The organism is Pseudomonas sp. MYb13 (genome assembly GCF_002980075.1).
Taxonomy (GTDB): domain Bacteria; phylum Pseudomonadota; class Gammaproteobacteria; order Pseudomonadales; family Pseudomonadaceae; genus Aquipseudomonas; species Aquipseudomonas lurida.
The window spans coordinates 90790-106148 of record NZ_PCQI01000016.1; the positions used below are offsets into that span (position 1 = coordinate 90790).

General features: G+C 58.5%; 18 protein-coding genes. 4 read left to right on the forward strand and 14 right to left on the reverse strand.

The window, feature by feature from the left end; all coding sequences use genetic code 11:
- Positions 1-3: 3 nt before the first annotated feature.
- From pheS to thrS, 5 genes are all read right to left on the reverse strand, one after another.
- A complete protein-coding gene (pheS, locus tag CQ002_RS23265) occupies positions 4-1020 on the reverse strand; it encodes a phenylalanine--tRNA ligase subunit alpha (RefSeq protein WP_003192486.1) in 1017 nt (338 codons plus the stop codon).
- A 108-nt stretch (positions 1021-1128) separates the two neighbouring features.
- Positions 1129-1485, reverse strand: a complete 357-nt coding sequence (gene rplT, locus CQ002_RS23270) for a 50S ribosomal protein L20 (protein WP_002553161.1) — start codon at positions 1483-1485, stop codon at positions 1129-1131.
- Positions 1486-1515: 30 nt separating this feature from the next.
- Entirely contained in the window at positions 1516-1710 is a 195-nt protein-coding gene (gene rpmI, locus CQ002_RS23275) for a 50S ribosomal protein L35 (protein ID WP_002553160.1), read from the reverse strand.
- Between the two features lie 60 nt (positions 1711-1770).
- Entirely contained in the window at positions 1771-2322 is a 552-nt protein-coding gene (gene infC, locus CQ002_RS23280; RefSeq protein WP_015884933.1) for a translation initiation factor IF-3, read from the reverse strand.
- Entirely contained in the window at positions 2322-4244 is a 1923-nt protein-coding gene (gene thrS, locus CQ002_RS23285) for a threonine--tRNA ligase (RefSeq protein WP_034107518.1), read from the reverse strand. The genes infC and thrS overlap by 1 nt, the downstream gene beginning before the upstream one ends.
- Positions 4245-4611: 367 nt before the next feature.
- On the opposite strand from thrS, the gene CQ002_RS23290 reads away from it, so the two are divergent.
- Positions 4612-4926 (forward strand): hypothetical protein, encoded by a 315-nt coding sequence (locus tag CQ002_RS23290; protein ID WP_105162569.1) that lies wholly within the window; start codon positions 4612-4614, stop codon positions 4924-4926.
- A 289-nt stretch (positions 4927-5215) separates the two neighbouring features.
- Positions 5216-5428: a cold-shock protein gene (locus CQ002_RS23295; RefSeq protein WP_003234260.1), complete on the forward strand. Its 213-nt coding sequence runs from the start codon at positions 5216-5218 to the stop codon at positions 5426-5428.
- 74 nt (positions 5429-5502) lie between these two features.
- On the opposite strand, the gene CQ002_RS23300 is transcribed toward CQ002_RS23295, so the two are convergent.
- Positions 5503-5823 carry an I78 family peptidase inhibitor gene (locus CQ002_RS23300; RefSeq protein ID WP_025857833.1) on the reverse strand — a complete coding sequence of 107 codons (321 nt, stop codon included), beginning with the start codon at positions 5821-5823 and terminating at the stop codon, positions 5503-5505.
- Positions 5824-5967: 144 nt separating this feature from the next.
- The gene (locus tag CQ002_RS23305; RefSeq protein ID WP_034107523.1) at positions 5968-6276 is read right to left on the reverse strand and encodes a hypothetical protein; all 309 of its coding nucleotides are present in this window, start codon (positions 6274-6276) and stop codon (positions 5968-5970) included.
- 171 nt (positions 6277-6447) lie between these two features.
- Between CQ002_RS23305 and CQ002_RS23310 the strand changes: the two genes are divergently transcribed.
- Complete coding sequence (locus CQ002_RS23310) at positions 6448-6660, forward strand: hypothetical protein (RefSeq protein ID WP_034107525.1); 213 nt, start codon at positions 6448-6450, stop codon at positions 6658-6660.
- Positions 6661-6693: 33 nt separating this feature from the next.
- On the opposite strand, the gene CQ002_RS23315 is transcribed toward CQ002_RS23310, so the two are convergent.
- The 7 genes from CQ002_RS23315 to CQ002_RS23345 are packed head-to-tail and all read right to left on the reverse strand — an operon-like array spanning position 6694 to position 13658.
- The gene (locus CQ002_RS23315) at positions 6694-7722 is read right to left on the reverse strand and encodes a nucleoside hydrolase (RefSeq protein WP_034107527.1); all 1029 of its coding nucleotides are present in this window, start codon (positions 7720-7722) and stop codon (positions 6694-6696) included.
- Positions 7723-7748: 26 nt separating this feature from the next.
- On the reverse strand, positions 7749-8153 hold the full coding sequence (rbsD, locus tag CQ002_RS23320) for a D-ribose pyranase (RefSeq protein ID WP_034107529.1): 405 nt from the start codon (positions 8151-8153) through the stop codon (positions 7749-7751).
- Entirely contained in the window at positions 8150-9067 is a 918-nt protein-coding gene (rbsK, locus tag CQ002_RS23325; protein WP_069077809.1) for a ribokinase, read from the reverse strand. The genes rbsD and rbsK overlap by 4 nt, the downstream gene beginning before the upstream one ends.
- Positions 9068-9090: 23 nt before the next feature.
- The gene (locus CQ002_RS23330) at positions 9091-10113 is read right to left on the reverse strand and encodes a LacI family DNA-binding transcriptional regulator (RefSeq protein WP_105162570.1); all 1023 of its coding nucleotides are present in this window, start codon (positions 10111-10113) and stop codon (positions 9091-9093) included.
- A 3-nt stretch (positions 10114-10116) separates the two neighbouring features.
- On the reverse strand, positions 10117-11094 hold the full coding sequence (locus CQ002_RS23335; protein ID WP_034107535.1) for an ABC transporter permease: 978 nt from the start codon (positions 11092-11094) through the stop codon (positions 10117-10119).
- A complete protein-coding gene (locus tag CQ002_RS23340) occupies positions 11091-12644 on the reverse strand; it encodes a sugar ABC transporter ATP-binding protein (protein WP_010209105.1) in 1554 nt (517 codons plus the stop codon). The genes CQ002_RS23335 and CQ002_RS23340 overlap by 4 nt, the downstream gene beginning before the upstream one ends.
- A gap of 57 nt (positions 12645-12701) precedes the next feature.
- Positions 12702-13658: a sugar ABC transporter substrate-binding protein gene (locus CQ002_RS23345; protein ID WP_034107538.1), complete on the reverse strand. Its 957-nt coding sequence runs from the start codon at positions 13656-13658 to the stop codon at positions 12702-12704.
- A 563-nt stretch (positions 13659-14221) separates the two neighbouring features.
- Here CQ002_RS23345 and CQ002_RS23350 point away from each other — a divergent pair.
- Positions 14222-15310 carry an asparaginase gene (locus tag CQ002_RS23350; RefSeq protein ID WP_034107540.1) on the forward strand — a complete coding sequence of 363 codons (1089 nt, stop codon included), beginning with the start codon at positions 14222-14224 and terminating at the stop codon, positions 15308-15310.
- Positions 15311-15359 lie beyond the last annotated feature (49 nt).

The window sequence follows — 15359 nt, forward strand, 5'->3', positions numbered from 1 at the left end:
CGACTAGCGAAATTGCGCGAGGAACCGCAAGTCGTTGTCGAAGAACAGACGCAAGTCGTTCACGCCGTAACGCAGCATGGCCAGACGCTCAACGCCCATGCCGAAGGCGAAGCCCGAGAACTCTTCCGGATCGATGCCGGACATGCGCAGCACGTTAGGGTGAACCATGCCGCAGCCCATCACTTCCAGCCAGCCGGTCTGCTTGCAGACGCGGCAGCCTTTACCGCTGCACATCACGCATTCCATGTCGACTTCAGCGGATGGCTCGGTGAACGGGAAGAACGATGGACGGAAACGCACCGCCAGTTCCTTCTCGAAGAACACCCGCAGGAACTCTTCGATGGTGCCTTTGAGGTCGGCGAAGTTGATATCGCGATCAACCAGCAGGCCTTCGACCTGGTGGAACATCGGCGAGTGGGTGATATCGGAGTCGCTGCGGTACACACGGCCTGGGCAGACGATGCGGATCGGCGGCTTGTTCGCTTCCATGGTGCGGACCTGTACCGGCGAGGTATGGGTGCGCAACAGCATGTTCGCGTTGAAATAGAAGGTGTCGTGCATCGACCGGGCCGGGTGATGGCCAGGGATGTTGAGCGCCTCGAAGTTGTGATAGTCGTCTTCGACCTCAGGGCCTTCGGCGATGCCGTAGCCGATATGGGTGAAGAACTGCTCGATACGTTCCAGAGTCCGGGTGATCGGATGCAGACCGCCCGAGGCCTGGCCACGGCCAGGCAAGGTGACGTCAATGGACTCGGCGGCGAGCTTGGCCGCAAGATCGGCCTCCTCGAGCGACGCCTTGCGCGCATTGAGAACCTCTGTGACACGCTCCTTGGCAACGTTGATCAGCGCACCGACTTGCGGACGCTCTTCAGCCGGCAAATTCCCCAGGGTCTTCATCACCTGAGTCAATTCACCTTTTTTGCCAAGGTAGTGAACCCGGATTTGCTCCAGGGCATTTACATCTTCAGCGCTTTGCACAGCCTCAAGGGCTTGGGCGACGAGCGCGTCCAGGTTTTCCATGTACAGACTCCAGATACAAAATAGGGGAAGAGCTTGAAGGCTCTTCCCCTATTTATGACGTTTAACACCTTGGGCTACGGAGTAACCCAGGGTGACTGTCGGGGGTACTTAAGCCAAGGTGGCTTTAGCTTTCTCGACAATCGCAGCAAACGCCGCTTTTTCGTTCACTGCCAGATCAGCCAGAACCTTACGGTCGATCTCGATGGACGCTTTTTTCAGGCCAGCGATGAAACGGCTGTAGGACAGACCGTTAACACGTGCACCAGCGTTGATACGAGCGATCCACAGAGCGCGGAACTGACGTTTTTTCTGACGACGGTCACGGTAGGCGTATTGGCCTGCCTTGATTACCGCTTGCTTGGCAACACGGAATACGCGTGAACGCGCGCCGTAGTAGCCTTTAGCAAGTTTCAGAATTTTTTTGTGACGTTTACGGGCAATGACGCCACGCTTTACACGAGCCATGAGTTACTTCCTCTATTCTTGAACCAAAAATTAACGAAGGCGCAGCATGCGCTCGACTTTTGCCACGTCAGACGGATGCAGCAAGCTGCTACCGCGCAGTTGACGCTTACGCTTGGTCGACATTTTGGTCAGGATGTGGCTCTTGAAAGCGTGCTTGTGCTTGATACCGTTAGCAGTTTTCAGAAACCGCTTAGCAGCACCACTTTTAGTCTTCATCTTTGGCATGTTCGGATACTCCGCATTCAGTTGATAAACATAATCAGAAGGCCTGCCGTGCCCTGTTGATTACTTCTTCTTTTTCGGGGCGATGACCATGATCAGCTGGCGTCCTTCCATCTTAGGATGCTGTTCGACCGAACCGTACTCGAGCAGGTCAGCTTCAACCCGCTTGAGGAGTTCCATCCCCAGCTCCTGGTGGGCCATCTCACGGCCGCGGAATCGCAAGGATACCTTGGCCCTGTCCCCATCACTCAGGAAACGTACCAGGTTGCGCAGTTTTACCTGGTAATCCCCTTCCTCCGTCCCTGGACGAAACTTGATTTCTTTTACTTGAATCTGCTTCTGGTTCTTCTTCGCCGCGGCAACCTGCTTCTTCTTTTCGAAGATCGACTTGCCGTAGTCCATCACCCGGCATACGGGTGGGATTGCATCGGCGGAGATTTCCACCAGGTCCAATTTGGACTCTTCTGCAATACGAAGCGCTTCATCAATCGAGACGATGCCAATCTGCTCGCCGTCAGCGCCAATTAACCGAACCTCGCGTGCCGAGATATTCTCGTTGATCGGGGCTTTCGGTGCAGCTCGTTTATCTTGTCTCATTTCACGCTTAATAATAATTACTCCGAATCTGGGCGACCACGCCGGGAAACCGCTTGCGCGAGGAACTCAGCGAACTGGGCGACGGGCATCGAGCCCAGGTCAGCACCTTCACGAGTACGCACAGCGACAGTCTGCATCTCGACTTCCCGATCTCCGATAACCAAAAGATAGGGAACCTTGAGCAAAGTATGCTCGCGGATTTTAAAGCCGATCTTTTCATTTCTCAAGTCGGACTTGGCACGAAATCCGCTTTCGTTGAGTGTTTTTTCAACCTCAGCGGCAAAATCTGCCTGTTTATCAGTGATATTCATGATCACTGCCTGGGTCGGAGCCAGCCACGCAGGGAATGCACCCTCGTAGTGCTCGATCAGGATCCCGACGAACCGTTCGAACGAGCCGAGGATCGCCCGGTGCAGCATAACCGGGTGTTTACGGCTGTTGTCTTCGGAGACGTATTCGGCTCCCAGACGGATCGGCAGGTTAAAATCGAGCTGCAGAGTACCACACTGCCAGACGCGGCCAAGGCAATCTTTCAGCGAAAACTCGATCTTCGGACCGTAGAACGCGCCCTCGCCCGGCTGCAAGTCGTACGCAAGCCCCGCACTGTCCAGTGCTGCGGCCAGTGCAGCTTCGGCGCGATCCCACAGCTCATCGGAGCCAACGCGCTTTTCCGGACGAGTGGACAGCTTCATCTCGACTTCGGTAAAGCCGAAATCGCGATAAACGTCCATGGTCAGCTTGATGAACGCGGCGGATTCGGCCTGCATCTGCTCTTCGGTGCAGAAAATGTGGGCGTCGTCCTGGGTGAAGCCACGCACGCGCATGATGCCGTGCAGCGCACCCGATGGCTCGTTACGGTGGCAGGCACCAAACTCGGCCAGGCGCATCGGCAGCTCGCGGTAGCTCTTCAGGCCCTGGTTGAACACCTGCACGTGGCATGGGCAGTTCATCGGCTTGATGGCGTAGTCGCGGTTTTCCGACTGGGTGGTGAACATGTTGTCGGCGTAGTTGGCCCAGTGCCCGGATTTCTCCCACAGGCTACGGTCAACCACCTGAGGTGTCTTGATCTCCAGGTAGCCGTTCTCGCGCTGAACCTTGCGCATGTACTGCTCGAGTACCTGATACAGGGTCCAGCCGTTCGGGTGCCAGAACACCATGCCCGGCGCTTCTTCCTGGAGGTGGAACAGGTTCAGGCGCTTGCCGATCTTGCGGTGATCGCGCTTCTCGGCTTCTTCGATGCGCTGGATGTAGGCAGCCAGTTGCTTCTTGTCAGCCCACGCAGTGCCGTAGATACGTTGCAGTTGCTCGTTCTTCGCGTCGCCGCGCCAGTAGGCACCGGACAGCTTGGTCAACTTGAAGGACTTGAGGAAGCGCGTGTTGGGCACGTGGGGGCCACGGCACATGTCGACGTATTCTTCGTGGTAGTACAGGCCCATGGCCTGCTCGTCCGGCATGTCTTCCACCAGGCGCAGCTTGTAGTCTTCGCCACGGGCAGTGAACACGTCGATCACTTCGGCGCGAGGCGTGACTTTCTTGATCACGTCGTAATCTTTTTCGATCAGCGCGTGCATGCGTTGTTCGATGGCGGCTAGGTCGTCCGGGGTGAAAGGACGCTCATAGGCGATGTCGTAATAGAAGCCTTCGTCAATGACCGGGCCGATCACCATCTTCGCGGTTGGGTACAACTGTTTGACCGCATGGCCAATCAGGTGCGCGCAAGAGTGGCGAATGATCTCCAGCCCCTCTTGATCCTTGGGCGTGATGATTTGCAGGCTGGCGTCGCCGGTGATCAGGTCGCTGGCGTCGACGAGCTTGCCGTCGACCTTGCCGGCCACGGTGGCCTTGGCCAGGCCTGCGCCAATGGATGCGGCGACCTCGGCTACGGAAACCGAATGATCGAATGAACGTTGACTGCCGTCGGGAAGAGTAATAGTTGGCATGGCGCCTCCTCTCCTAGTGGTGACCCCTACCAAAGGTCACGTGGGTTGGGATGAGCCAGTACAAGATCCAACACCAGGCCGTTCATTGATGAACGCCTGCCTTACAGCGGCAGGAGCCTTTCGGCCAACCGATAATCGAACCAGAGTGACTGGAGTGAGCTAAAAAGAACATGGCAAGGCGGCAATTGGCGCGCCTGGAAATAGCCAAGCGCAGGATGCTAGCACAGATGAACGGTCATCGCCGCGCCGCTGGCTTGCGCAAATACAAATTCCGGCCTTTATAGCTGCAAAAGTGAACTTGAGCTGTACGCAATGCCTCAAACCCACTGAGAATCGCCGTTCGTCCTCGACCCAAAGGAGCATCCTCATGATGCGTTTAACCTCTACCCTCGCTCTCGCCGCTTCCCTGACCCTCCTTTCCCTCGGCGCGCAGGCGGCAGCCCCGTCAAACTGGCCAGCCGGTGCTCGCGACAGCTTCGTCAGCGATTGCAGCGCAGCTGCCAGCCAGAACGTAGACGTCAAAACTGCCAAAGCCCACTGCGAATGTGGCGCCGACAAGATCAACGCCGAATTGAGCACCGCGGAAATCAAAGAACTCATGACCAACCAGAACGCCAGCCCGGAGCTTAAAAACAAAGCAGTCGCGGCGATTTCGTCCTGCAAAGTCGTGAAGAAAAAGTAAGATTTGCCACTGATCACACGGCTTTTTTACGGTTAAAACGGCCCGAAAACTGCCATTTCTCACAAATTACACAGCTTTTACGGCTTTTTTTACCAGTTGATATTTCGAGCCAAAGCCCCGTAGATCGGGGCTTTCAGCCGAACCTGGTAGCAAACGCAACGCTATTGATTAGCAAACAATGCCTTGGGGGGGCTCCCAAGCCGAACATTTCGACTATGATAGCCCAGTGTGCCCAGTTGGCCTGAGCAGCACAGCACTACTGAAAATATATGTTTCTTGGAGATACACCATGTCTAATCGCCAAACCGGCACCGTTAAATGGTTCAACGATGAAAAAGGCTTCGGCTTCATCACTCCTCAAGGTGGCGGTGACGACCTGTTCGTACACTTCAAAGCTATCGAAAGCGACGGTTTCAAAAGCCTGAAAGAAGGCCAAACCGTTTCCTTCGTGGCTGAGAAAGGCCAAAAGGGTATGCAAGCTGCACAAGTTCGCGGCGAGTAATTCTCCGCTGAGCTAAAAAAACCCCGTCCATGTGACGGGGTTTTTTGTGGGCGCTGCAAAAGCCTTTTAAAGGCTCAGCCGCAATTGACCCGCGTGATCACCAGGTTGTCATCGGTGTTCAGGTTCAGGCGGTCGGAGCGGTATTCCAGGGTGATCATATCGTTAGGCTTGAGGATGCGTGCGTTCTGCGCACCGGCACGGGTACGCGCCTGTTCCAGCAACTGGGGCGAAGCTTTCTGGCCGATAGTGAACTCGGCGGCCTTCGACTCACAGCGGCTATGACCGGCATCGGCCACGGCGGCGTCTTTGGCTGGCTCAGAGGCACCCGGGGTGCTGCAACCCGCCAACGCGAGTGCTGCCAACAAAGTACCGAATGATGCGAGCTTCCAAGGCATGAAGCCTCCTATGATAAAAAATGGACAGAGATCGTGCGACAGCGATTGGGCGGATTGGTTTCAAGACGTAAACCGCCGCAGGGCAAGTCTGCCTGACTCTCGACGGGCATTCGCCCGATCAATCGTGACCAGATATGAATATGCTCAGTAGATGTCGATGTAGTCGAACGCCGGCTTTGGCCAGTTTTCCTTCAATGCATTGAAGATCTGCGTCACCCAGACTTCATCGCTGGCGGCCACATTGCCTACGTATCCGGAACCCTTGGCCCAGGTCTCCAGGCGAAACAGCAGCCCGTCGATCTCCACACCGCCTACGACCTTCCCTGAGGAGATGTAGGCAATGCCGGCCTTGGTTACCCGCAACTGGGCATGTTCGTCGTCACTGGCACTGGCGAGAAGCAGGCGCACATTCGCCAGCGTCAGGTTCTCGGGGTTGTTCAAGTCGATCTGCACGCGGTGTTCCCCGGCAATTAAACAGGCAGACAGTGTCGCACAGCGACGCCGTCATTCCGAATCGCCTCATGCCTAAGTATCAGTGCCAAAGACGATGCAAAATGGTTAACTGGCCCGGTAAGAACCGCGTTCCAGCGCATTGCCCAGTACTTTCAGCCCCGCGAGACAGTCATGACCACCGTAACGCTCCAAGCCGACATCAAAGCCAAATGGCCACAGGGACAGAGCTCCTACAGCCCCGGAAGCCCCGAGGAATTGGCAATCATCGGTATCGACCTGTTGGTCAAGGAACTGGGTACACGAGCGGCGCAAGCGTTCATCGGCCAGATATTCGAGAAATACCCGGCCGACCACATGGGGGCACACAACCCCGAGCGCGCATAAGAACCGGCCAGCGAACGCCGACCGGTCAACACATTACTTCAGACGCGCCAGGCGTTCGGTCAGCAGGTCAAAGAAGCCCTGGGCATCACCGTTCTCCACCCAGAACGCGTTCTTGGGGTGCTTCAGGCCGTCGTACCAGTCGACGATGGTCTGGCCGAAGGTAGGGCCTTCACGGCTGTCCACGACCACGTTGACGTCACGGCCGCTGAACAGCGAAGGCTTGAGCAGGTAAGCAACGACGGTAGCGTCATGCACCGGGCCGCCTGGAATGCCGTAGTGCTCCATGTCGCCCTTGACGTACTCATTGAGAATATCGCCCACGACCTTGCTCGCGTTGTTCTTGATGTCGGCAATCTTTTTCAGGCGCGCTTCGCTGGTCAGCACCTTGTGGGTCACGTCCAACGGCAGGTAAGTCAGCTTGACGCCACTCTTGAGCACGATCTCGGCCGCAACCGGGTCCGCGAACAGGTTGAACTCCGCCACCGGCGTGATATTGCCGCCGTTGAAGTGCGCGCCGCCCATCACCACCACTTCCTTGATGCCCTGGGTGATTTCCGGGGCCTGGGTCAGTGCCAGCGCCAGGTTGGTCTGCGGACCGAGCATGGCGATGGTGATGCTATGAGGCTTGGCGGTGCTCAAGGTCTTGATCAGGTAATCAACGGCATTGCCGTCAGCCAGGCCCTTTTTGGGTTCATGTACGGTGACGCCGGAAATACCTTCCTTGCCGTGGATGTTCTCGGCGTAGATAGGCGTGCGCAGCAGTGGCGCTGGCGCACCGGCATACACCGGGATGTCCTCGCGCCCTGCCCACTCACGGGCCAGGCGGGCGTTGCGGGAGGTCTTGTCCAGGCGCACGTTGCCGGCGACGGTGGTCAGCGCACGAATGTTCAGCTCATCCGGGGAGGCCATTGCAAACAGCAATGCCACCACATCATCGGCGCCTGGGTCGGTGTCGATGATCAGGTCAATTTTTTCCGCCGCCTGGGCGCTTGCAGCAGTGAGTGCGGACAAAAGCAAAACACTCCGGAACAGGTTTTTCAGGATTGGGAGACCGCGTTGCATAAAAACACTCCTTGTCGTTGGGAATTCTAAAACGTTACGCCGGACACCAGCGCGATATTGCAGTACGGCTGACACTCACCGGTGCGCACCACGGCGCGCGCCTTGTGGCTGAGTTGCTTGAATTCTTCGTGGCTGACCAGGCGACGCTCACCGAGCGCTGCCTGTTCTGTGAGCGTATTGAGTTCGACCAGCGCCGGTGGCTGCTTGAGCAGGATTTCTTCCGCCAGCACGTGACGCTCCACCTGCATCTCACTGAGCACGATACGCAAGGTACTGACGAAGTCCGGGATGCCCTGGGTCAACGCCAGGTCAATCAGCTCGACGCCCGGCGGAACCGGCAGGCCAGCGTCGCCGATCACCAGGATGTCACCATGCCCCAGGGACGCGATGACACGCGACAGGGCGATATTGAGCAGGGGTGTCTTTTTCATGAGGGGACAAAACCTTGTACGTCGTGCAGCGTTGGAATGGAGGGTTGCGCACCGGCGCGTGTCACCGACAATGCCGCAGCGACCTGGCCAAAACGGATGGCCTCGGCCTCGCTTTTGCCATTGGCCAGTGCCGCCGCAAAACCACCCACAAAGGTGTCGCCCGCTGCCGTGGTGTCGACCGCCCTGACTTTCGGTGCCAGCAAGTGTTCGAAGCCCTGGCCGTCAGTAAACAGCGCGCCCTGGGACCCCAGGGTGATGATGACTTTGCCGGCGCCGGCCTGGATCAATTGGGTCGCCGCCGCCTTGGCACTGTCAATGGAGTCGACCGTCACACCGCTCAGTGCGCCGGCTTCGCTTTCATTAGGAATCAGGTAGTCGATGGAGGCGTACCACTCCGCGGGTAACGGAGCGCTGGCAGGGGCCGGGTTGAGGATCACCGTCTTGCCCAGCTCACGACCGCGCTTGAGGGCATAACCCACGGTATTCATCGGCACTTCAAGCTGGCAGACGATCACGTCGGCCGCTTGCAGCACCGAGTCGAAAGCCTGCAACGAGGCTGGCGTCAGTTCGCCATTACTGCCCGCCACAATCACGATCGCGTTCTGGCTGCTGTCATCGACCACTATCAATGCCACGCCACTGGAGCCGTCCACGGTGCTGACGGCCTGGCAGTCGATGCCCTCCACGCGCAACGCTTCACGCAGTTGGGTGCCGTAGGCATCGGTACCGACACAGCCAATCATCGAGACATCGGCCCCCAGGCGTGCCGAGGCTACCGCCTGGTTGGCACCCTTGCCGCCAGGCACGGTGGAGAACGTCTGGCCAATCAAGGTCTCACCGGCGCGCGGCAACCGGCTGGCGCGGGTCACCAGGTCCATATTCAAGCTGCCTACTACCACTACTTTTGCTGGCATACATCAGTACTCGTCAATTCGGTTCAGCGGTATTGGGCGAACGTACCGGCGACAGGCGCCGTCGACTCACGCAACACGATGCTTGGCGTCACGATGCGTTGATCGATCGGCAGTTGGGGTGTCGCAATTCTTCGCAGTAAAAGTTCGGCCGCCGTCTCGCCCAGTTGCAGGATCGACTGCCCGACCGTGGTCAACGCCGGGTAGACGTAACGGCCCATTTGAATATCATCGAAACCAATCACCGACAGCTCGCCCGGCACGCGGATATTGCGCTCTGCCGCTGCGCGCAACACACCGAAGCCAATCATGTCGTTGCTGGCAAAAATGGCGCTGGGAGGATTGTTCGCCAGTAACTGCACGGTGGCGGCATACCCGCCGGTGCTGGTGAAGTCGCTTTCGCGCGTGCGATTGGCCACCACTTCCACACCGGCCTCTCGCAGCGCACGGTGATACCCCGCCAGGCGCATTTGCGCGACACGGGTATGGGCAGGGCCGCCGATGCAAGCGATGTCGCGGTGCCCTAGCTCGAGCAAGTGCCGGGTCGCCAAGTAGGCACCCTCCTCATGATCGATACGCACCAGGTCCACGTCAATGCCATCCAGCGCGCGGTCGACAATCACCATGGGCGTACGCACTGCGCTCAACCCGGCGGCCAGGCCACTGTCGTCGCCGCCCACCGAGGTCACGATCAAGCCGTCGATACGCTTCTCCAGCAACACGCGCAAATAGCTGCGTTGCTTCTCAGCGTTATCGTCGGAGTTGCAAAGGATCACGCAGTAACCGTTACGCTCGCAGTAATCCTCGATGCCACGGGCCAACTCCGCAAAATACGGGTTGAGGCTGTTGGGCACCAGCAGACCGATGGTGGCCGTGGTCTTGGCCTTGAGCGAACGTGCGACGGCGCTGGGCACGTAGTCGAGCTGCTTGATCGCCGCTTCGACCTTGATACGTACCGGCTCACTGACCGGACGCGTCTTGTTCACCACATGGGACACGGTGGTGTAGGAAATACCTGCAAGCGCTGCCACATCCTTGATCGTTGCCATGGTTCAGCCTCGCCGACTGGCGCGCTGGCTGCGGTAGGTATCGAGGACCACGGCAATCACGATCACGGCACCGGTGATGATGCGTTTCGTAGGTTCCGTTGCACCGATCTGCGCCAGGCCAGCCGCCAATACCGAAATAATCAACACACCAAAAAAGGTACTGATCACCGAGCCGCGCCCACCCATCAAGCTAGTGCCGCCAATCACCACCGCCGCGATCACTTGCAATTCCAGGCCAGACCCGGCGTTCGGGTCCGCCGCTTCCAGGCGAGAAATCTGGAACAGCGCGGCCACACCGGCCAGCAGGCCCATGAGGCTGAACACCAGGATCTTGTAAGGCTTGGGATTGATCCCCGCCAGGCGCACCGCCTCTTCGTTGGTGCCGATACCGATCAGGTAGCGACCAAACACCGTACGGGTCAAGACCAACTGCGCGACGATGATCACGAGCAAGGCAATGATGAATGACGGCGAGATACCAAAGGCAATCGGGTTGGACAGCCAGGCAAACGAATCACCGATGTAAGCGGTGCGCGAGCCGGTCATCTGGTACGCCACGCCACGGGCCATTTCCAGCACGCCGAGGGACACGATAAATGACGGAATGCGCCAGGCCACGGTGATCGAGCCGGTGATGGTGCCGGCCAATGCCGCGCAGCCCATGCCCAGCACGGCGGCTGGCAACACGCTCCAGCCCCAGCCGAGAATCGCCACGCTGACCGCCGACGCCGCCAGCGCCAGCACTGACCCGACCGACAGGTCAATACCGCCGATGATGAGGATGAAGGTCATGCCCACCGCAAGCACCATCAAGTCCGGAATCTGGTTGGCCAGGGTGCTGAAGGTGTCATAGGACAGGAAGTGATCGCTGAGCACCGAGAACAGTGCAATCATCGCCAGCAAAGCACCGGCCAGGCCCAGGTAGGTGCCCAGGCCGTAGAAGTTACCGCCAGTCTTGCCGGGGGAAGTTGTGGTTTTCATGGGGTATCCCTAAGCACTGCGTCGTTGAGCAGCGCATCACGTTTCTGATAGCCGGCGAAGGCGGCGGCGAGCAATTCGTCCTGGGTCCAGCTGTCGCGCTCGAACGTCTCGATCAGGCGTCCGGCGGACAACACGCCGATGCGGTCGCAGATCAGCATGAGTTCACGCAAATCACTGGACACCACCACCAGCGCTTTGCCCTGGCGGGTCAATTCGCCCAGCAAGGCATAAATATCGAATTTGGCACCGACGTCGATGCCACGGGTCGGTTCATCGAACAGCATCACCGAGCAGTCGCGCTCGAGCCAGCGGCCAATCACCACCTTCTGCTGGTTGCCGCCGGACAACTCGGAAACCAACTGCGCCGGACTGGAACTGCGGATGCGCATGGCATCGATCTGACGCTTGGCCAAGGCCGTTTCGTCGCGACTGTTGACCACGCCACCGCCGGAAATTTCCGGCATGTTGCCCAAGGCGATGTTGGCGCTGATGGACTGGGTCAGCAGCAGGCCTTCGCCCTTGCGGTCTTCGGTGATCAGCGCGATTCCATGGCCCACCGCATCCACGGGCGAGCGAATGCTCACCACTTGGGCCGGCGAGCCAAGCGCGACGGTGCCGCTGTCCGCCAGGTCGGCGCCGAAGATCAGCCGCAACAACTCGGTGCGACCGGCGCCGATAAGGCCGGAGATGCCATAGATCTCACCCGCGCGTACTTCGAAGGACACGTCACGGACCTTGTCCGAGCGCGTCAGGCCTTTGACCGTCAGGGCCGGACCACCGATGGTGCGAGGCCCCAGGTCGATGTGCTCGCCCAGTTCGCGACCGACCATCAAGGTGACCAGTTGCTCACTGTTGTAATTGGCCATCGGCTCGACGCAGACCAGCTTGCCGTCGCGCAATACCGCAATGCGCTGGGCAACACGGGCCAACTCTTCCAGCCGGTGCGAAATATAAATGATCGCCACGCCCCGAGCCTGCAGGCGGGTGATTTGCTCGAACAGCATCTCGACTTCACGTGCGGTAAGCATGGCCGTGGGTTCATCGAGGATCAGTACGTGACAATCGCCAATCAGGTTGCGGGCGATCTCGACCATCTGCTGATGGCCAATGCCCAGGCTGCCAACCAGCGTATCGGGGTCGATGGCGTCCAGCCCGACCTGCGCCATGGCCTCTATCGCGGCCTTGCGCAGTTGCTTGCGACTGATCCAGCCACAGTGGCTGGGCAGGTTATCCAGGAACAGGTTTTCGGCGACGGTCAGCGTCGGCAGCAGATTGAGCTCCTGCATGACCATGCGCACGCCCAGTTCTTCGGCCTGTGTGCGACTGCCCGGGCGGAAATCCTGGCCATTGAACTGCATGTGCCCGGTGGTCGGTGTGACCAGCCCGCCGATGATCTTCGACAAGGTACTTTTGCCTGCGCCGTTCTCACCGGTCAGCGCCAGCACTTCCCCGCGATTGAGCGTCAGGGTGATGTCGGACAGAACCGGTTGGGCATAGGTCTTGCCGATACCGCTGACCGAGAGGACAGCGTTCGGGGCGGAAGATGACATAGGAAAATCTCCAGGCGCCCGCTCAGGACGAGCGGGCGCTGTTGGGTGCTGCCAGGATTACTTCTTGAGGACGAGTTCGACCGGGGTTTCGATCACGCCGTCCTTGGCATCGACTTTCTCACCCTTGACCAGCTTGAGCGCATTCTGGATACCGAACACGGCTTGCTGGGCAGCAGCCTGGTCAGCGGTCGCCAGTACACGGCCGTCCTGCAGCATCGGCTTGATGGCCTCGATGTTGTCGTAGCCCACGACCAGTACCTTGCCGGCCTTGCCTGCCGCACGCACGGCGGAGACAGCGCCCAGGGCCATGTTGTCGTTGCCGGCCAACAGGGCCTTGAGGTCCGGGTACTCGCTCAACATGGCAGACGCCACTTTCTGGCCCTGGTCGATTTCCCAGTTGCCGGATTGGGTGGAAACGATCTTCATCCCGGCAGCATCCATCGCATCCTTGTAGCCTGCGGTACGCTGCTGGGCGTTGGTGGTCGTCGGTACACCTTCGATGATGCCGACCTTGTCACCCGACGCCAGTTGCTTGGCCAGGTAGTCGCCCACCAGCTTGGAGCCTTTGCGGTTGTCCGGGCCTACGAACGGGATGTCGAGGTTTTTGCTTTTGAGCACGTCCGGGTCCAGGCGGTTATCGATATTGACGACCTTGATGCCGGCATCCGAGGCTTTCTTCAGCACGGTGACCAGAGCCTTGGAGTCGGCGGGAGCGATCACGATGGCGTTGACCTTGGCGAGGATCATCTGGTTGACGATATCGATCTGCGCGCTGGTATCGGTTTCGTTCTTGATCCCGTTGGTGATCATGTCGAAATCGGCGGCGTGCTCTTTCTGATACGTCTTGGCACCTTCTTGCATGGTGACGAAGAATTCATTGGCGAGGGATTTCATGACCAGGCCGACTTTGGGTTTGGCGGCGTCATCGGCAAATGCAGAGGAGAGAGGCAGGGCAGCGGATGCGGCGGCAAGCACAGCGACAGCAAGAAGACGTCCAGCGAATGGCAGCTTCATGGGTTCACTCCGATCTTATGATTATTGTGAGCAACGCTTGCACCGAAGTGTGCTTCGGCAGCCTTCCCACCCGGGTGGCTGATACGAGCTTTCACGGTACTCAAGGCGTGTTCCGTGAAACATCTCGCAAACGTTTGCGTTATTCAAACTATGAGAACCTTGTCGAGATTTGTCAACGGGTGAAAACAGCCTTTCATCTACGTCCTCCCAGCGCCCCCCTCTCGCCAGGCAGGGTGATCCATTAAACATTGCCCTCTCCCAGTCGTTCTCTGAAACGACAGGCTTTGCCGCGTCGCTCGTGCAAATCCAACGCCCGGTCGCCAGCGTCTTCGGACAACCGAACGCGCTACAGGCCAGATGTTCGGAAAGCCGGACGCCGAAATGACGTCCTGGGGCAGATACTCAGTATAACTTGTTATAAATCAATACGTTATTTTATATCCGCAATCACAATCAGCCTGGTACAGATCGTGCTCTACCCCCATCACCTCGGGTATTCAGAACCGCCCGGGTGTTCTAGATGAACCTGCTACAGCACTCATCAAAAACCAGAGAGAAAAATAATGAAATCTGCACTGAAGACTTTTGTTCCGGGCGCGTTAGCCCTCCTGCTGCTGTTCCCCGTTGCCGCCCAGGCAAAGGAAGCTGAAACCAAGACCAAACTGTCCAACGTGGTAATCCTCGCTACCGGCGGCACCATTGCCGGCGCCGGCGCCAGCGCGGCCAACAGTGCCACCTACCAGGCGGCCAAAGTCGGCATCGAACAACTGATCGCCGGCGTTCCTGAGCTTAGCCAGATCGCCAATGTGCGTGGCGAGCAAGTGATGCAAATTGCGTCCGAAAGCATCAACAATGAAAACCTGCTGCAACTGGGTCGCCGCGTCGCCGAACTGGCTGACAGCAAGGACGTGGACGGCATCGTGATCACTCACGGTACCGACACCCTGGAAGAAACCGCCTACTTCCTGAACCTGGTGGAAAAGACCGATAAGCCCATCGTGGTGGTCGGCTCCATGCGCCCAGGTACTGCCATGTCGGCCGACGGCATGCTCAACCTGTACAACGCCGTGGCCGTGGCAGGCAGCAAGGATGCACGCGGCAAAGGCGTGCTGGTGACCATGAACGACGAGATCCAGTCGGGTCGCGACGTCAGCAAGATGATCAATATCAAGACCGAAGCATTCAAGAGCCCGTGGGGCCCACTGGGCATGGTGGTTGAGGGCAAATCCTACTGGTTCCGCCTGCCAGCCAAGCGTCATACCCTGGATTCGGAATTCGATATCAAGAACATCAAGAGCCTGCCTGATGTCGAGATCGCCTATGGCTATGGCAACGTGAGCGACACCGCCTACAAGGCCCTGGCTCAAGCGGGTGCCAAAGCTATCATCCACGCTGGCACCGGCAACGGCTCTGTATCCTCCAAAGTCGTGCCTGCCCTGGTGGAACTGCGCAAGCAAGGTGTACAGATCATTCGCTCTTCCCACGTAAACGCTGGTGGCATGGTGCTGCGCAACGCCGAACAGCCTGACGACAAATACGACTGGGTGGCCGCACTTGACCTGAACCCACAGAAAGCCCGCATCCTGGCGATGGTCGCCATGACCAAGACCCAGGACAGCAAAGAGCTGCAACGAATTTTCTGGGAATACTGATTCCTGGTCGTTCAATGCAGGAGCGAGGCGCCGTCCTCGCTCCTACACT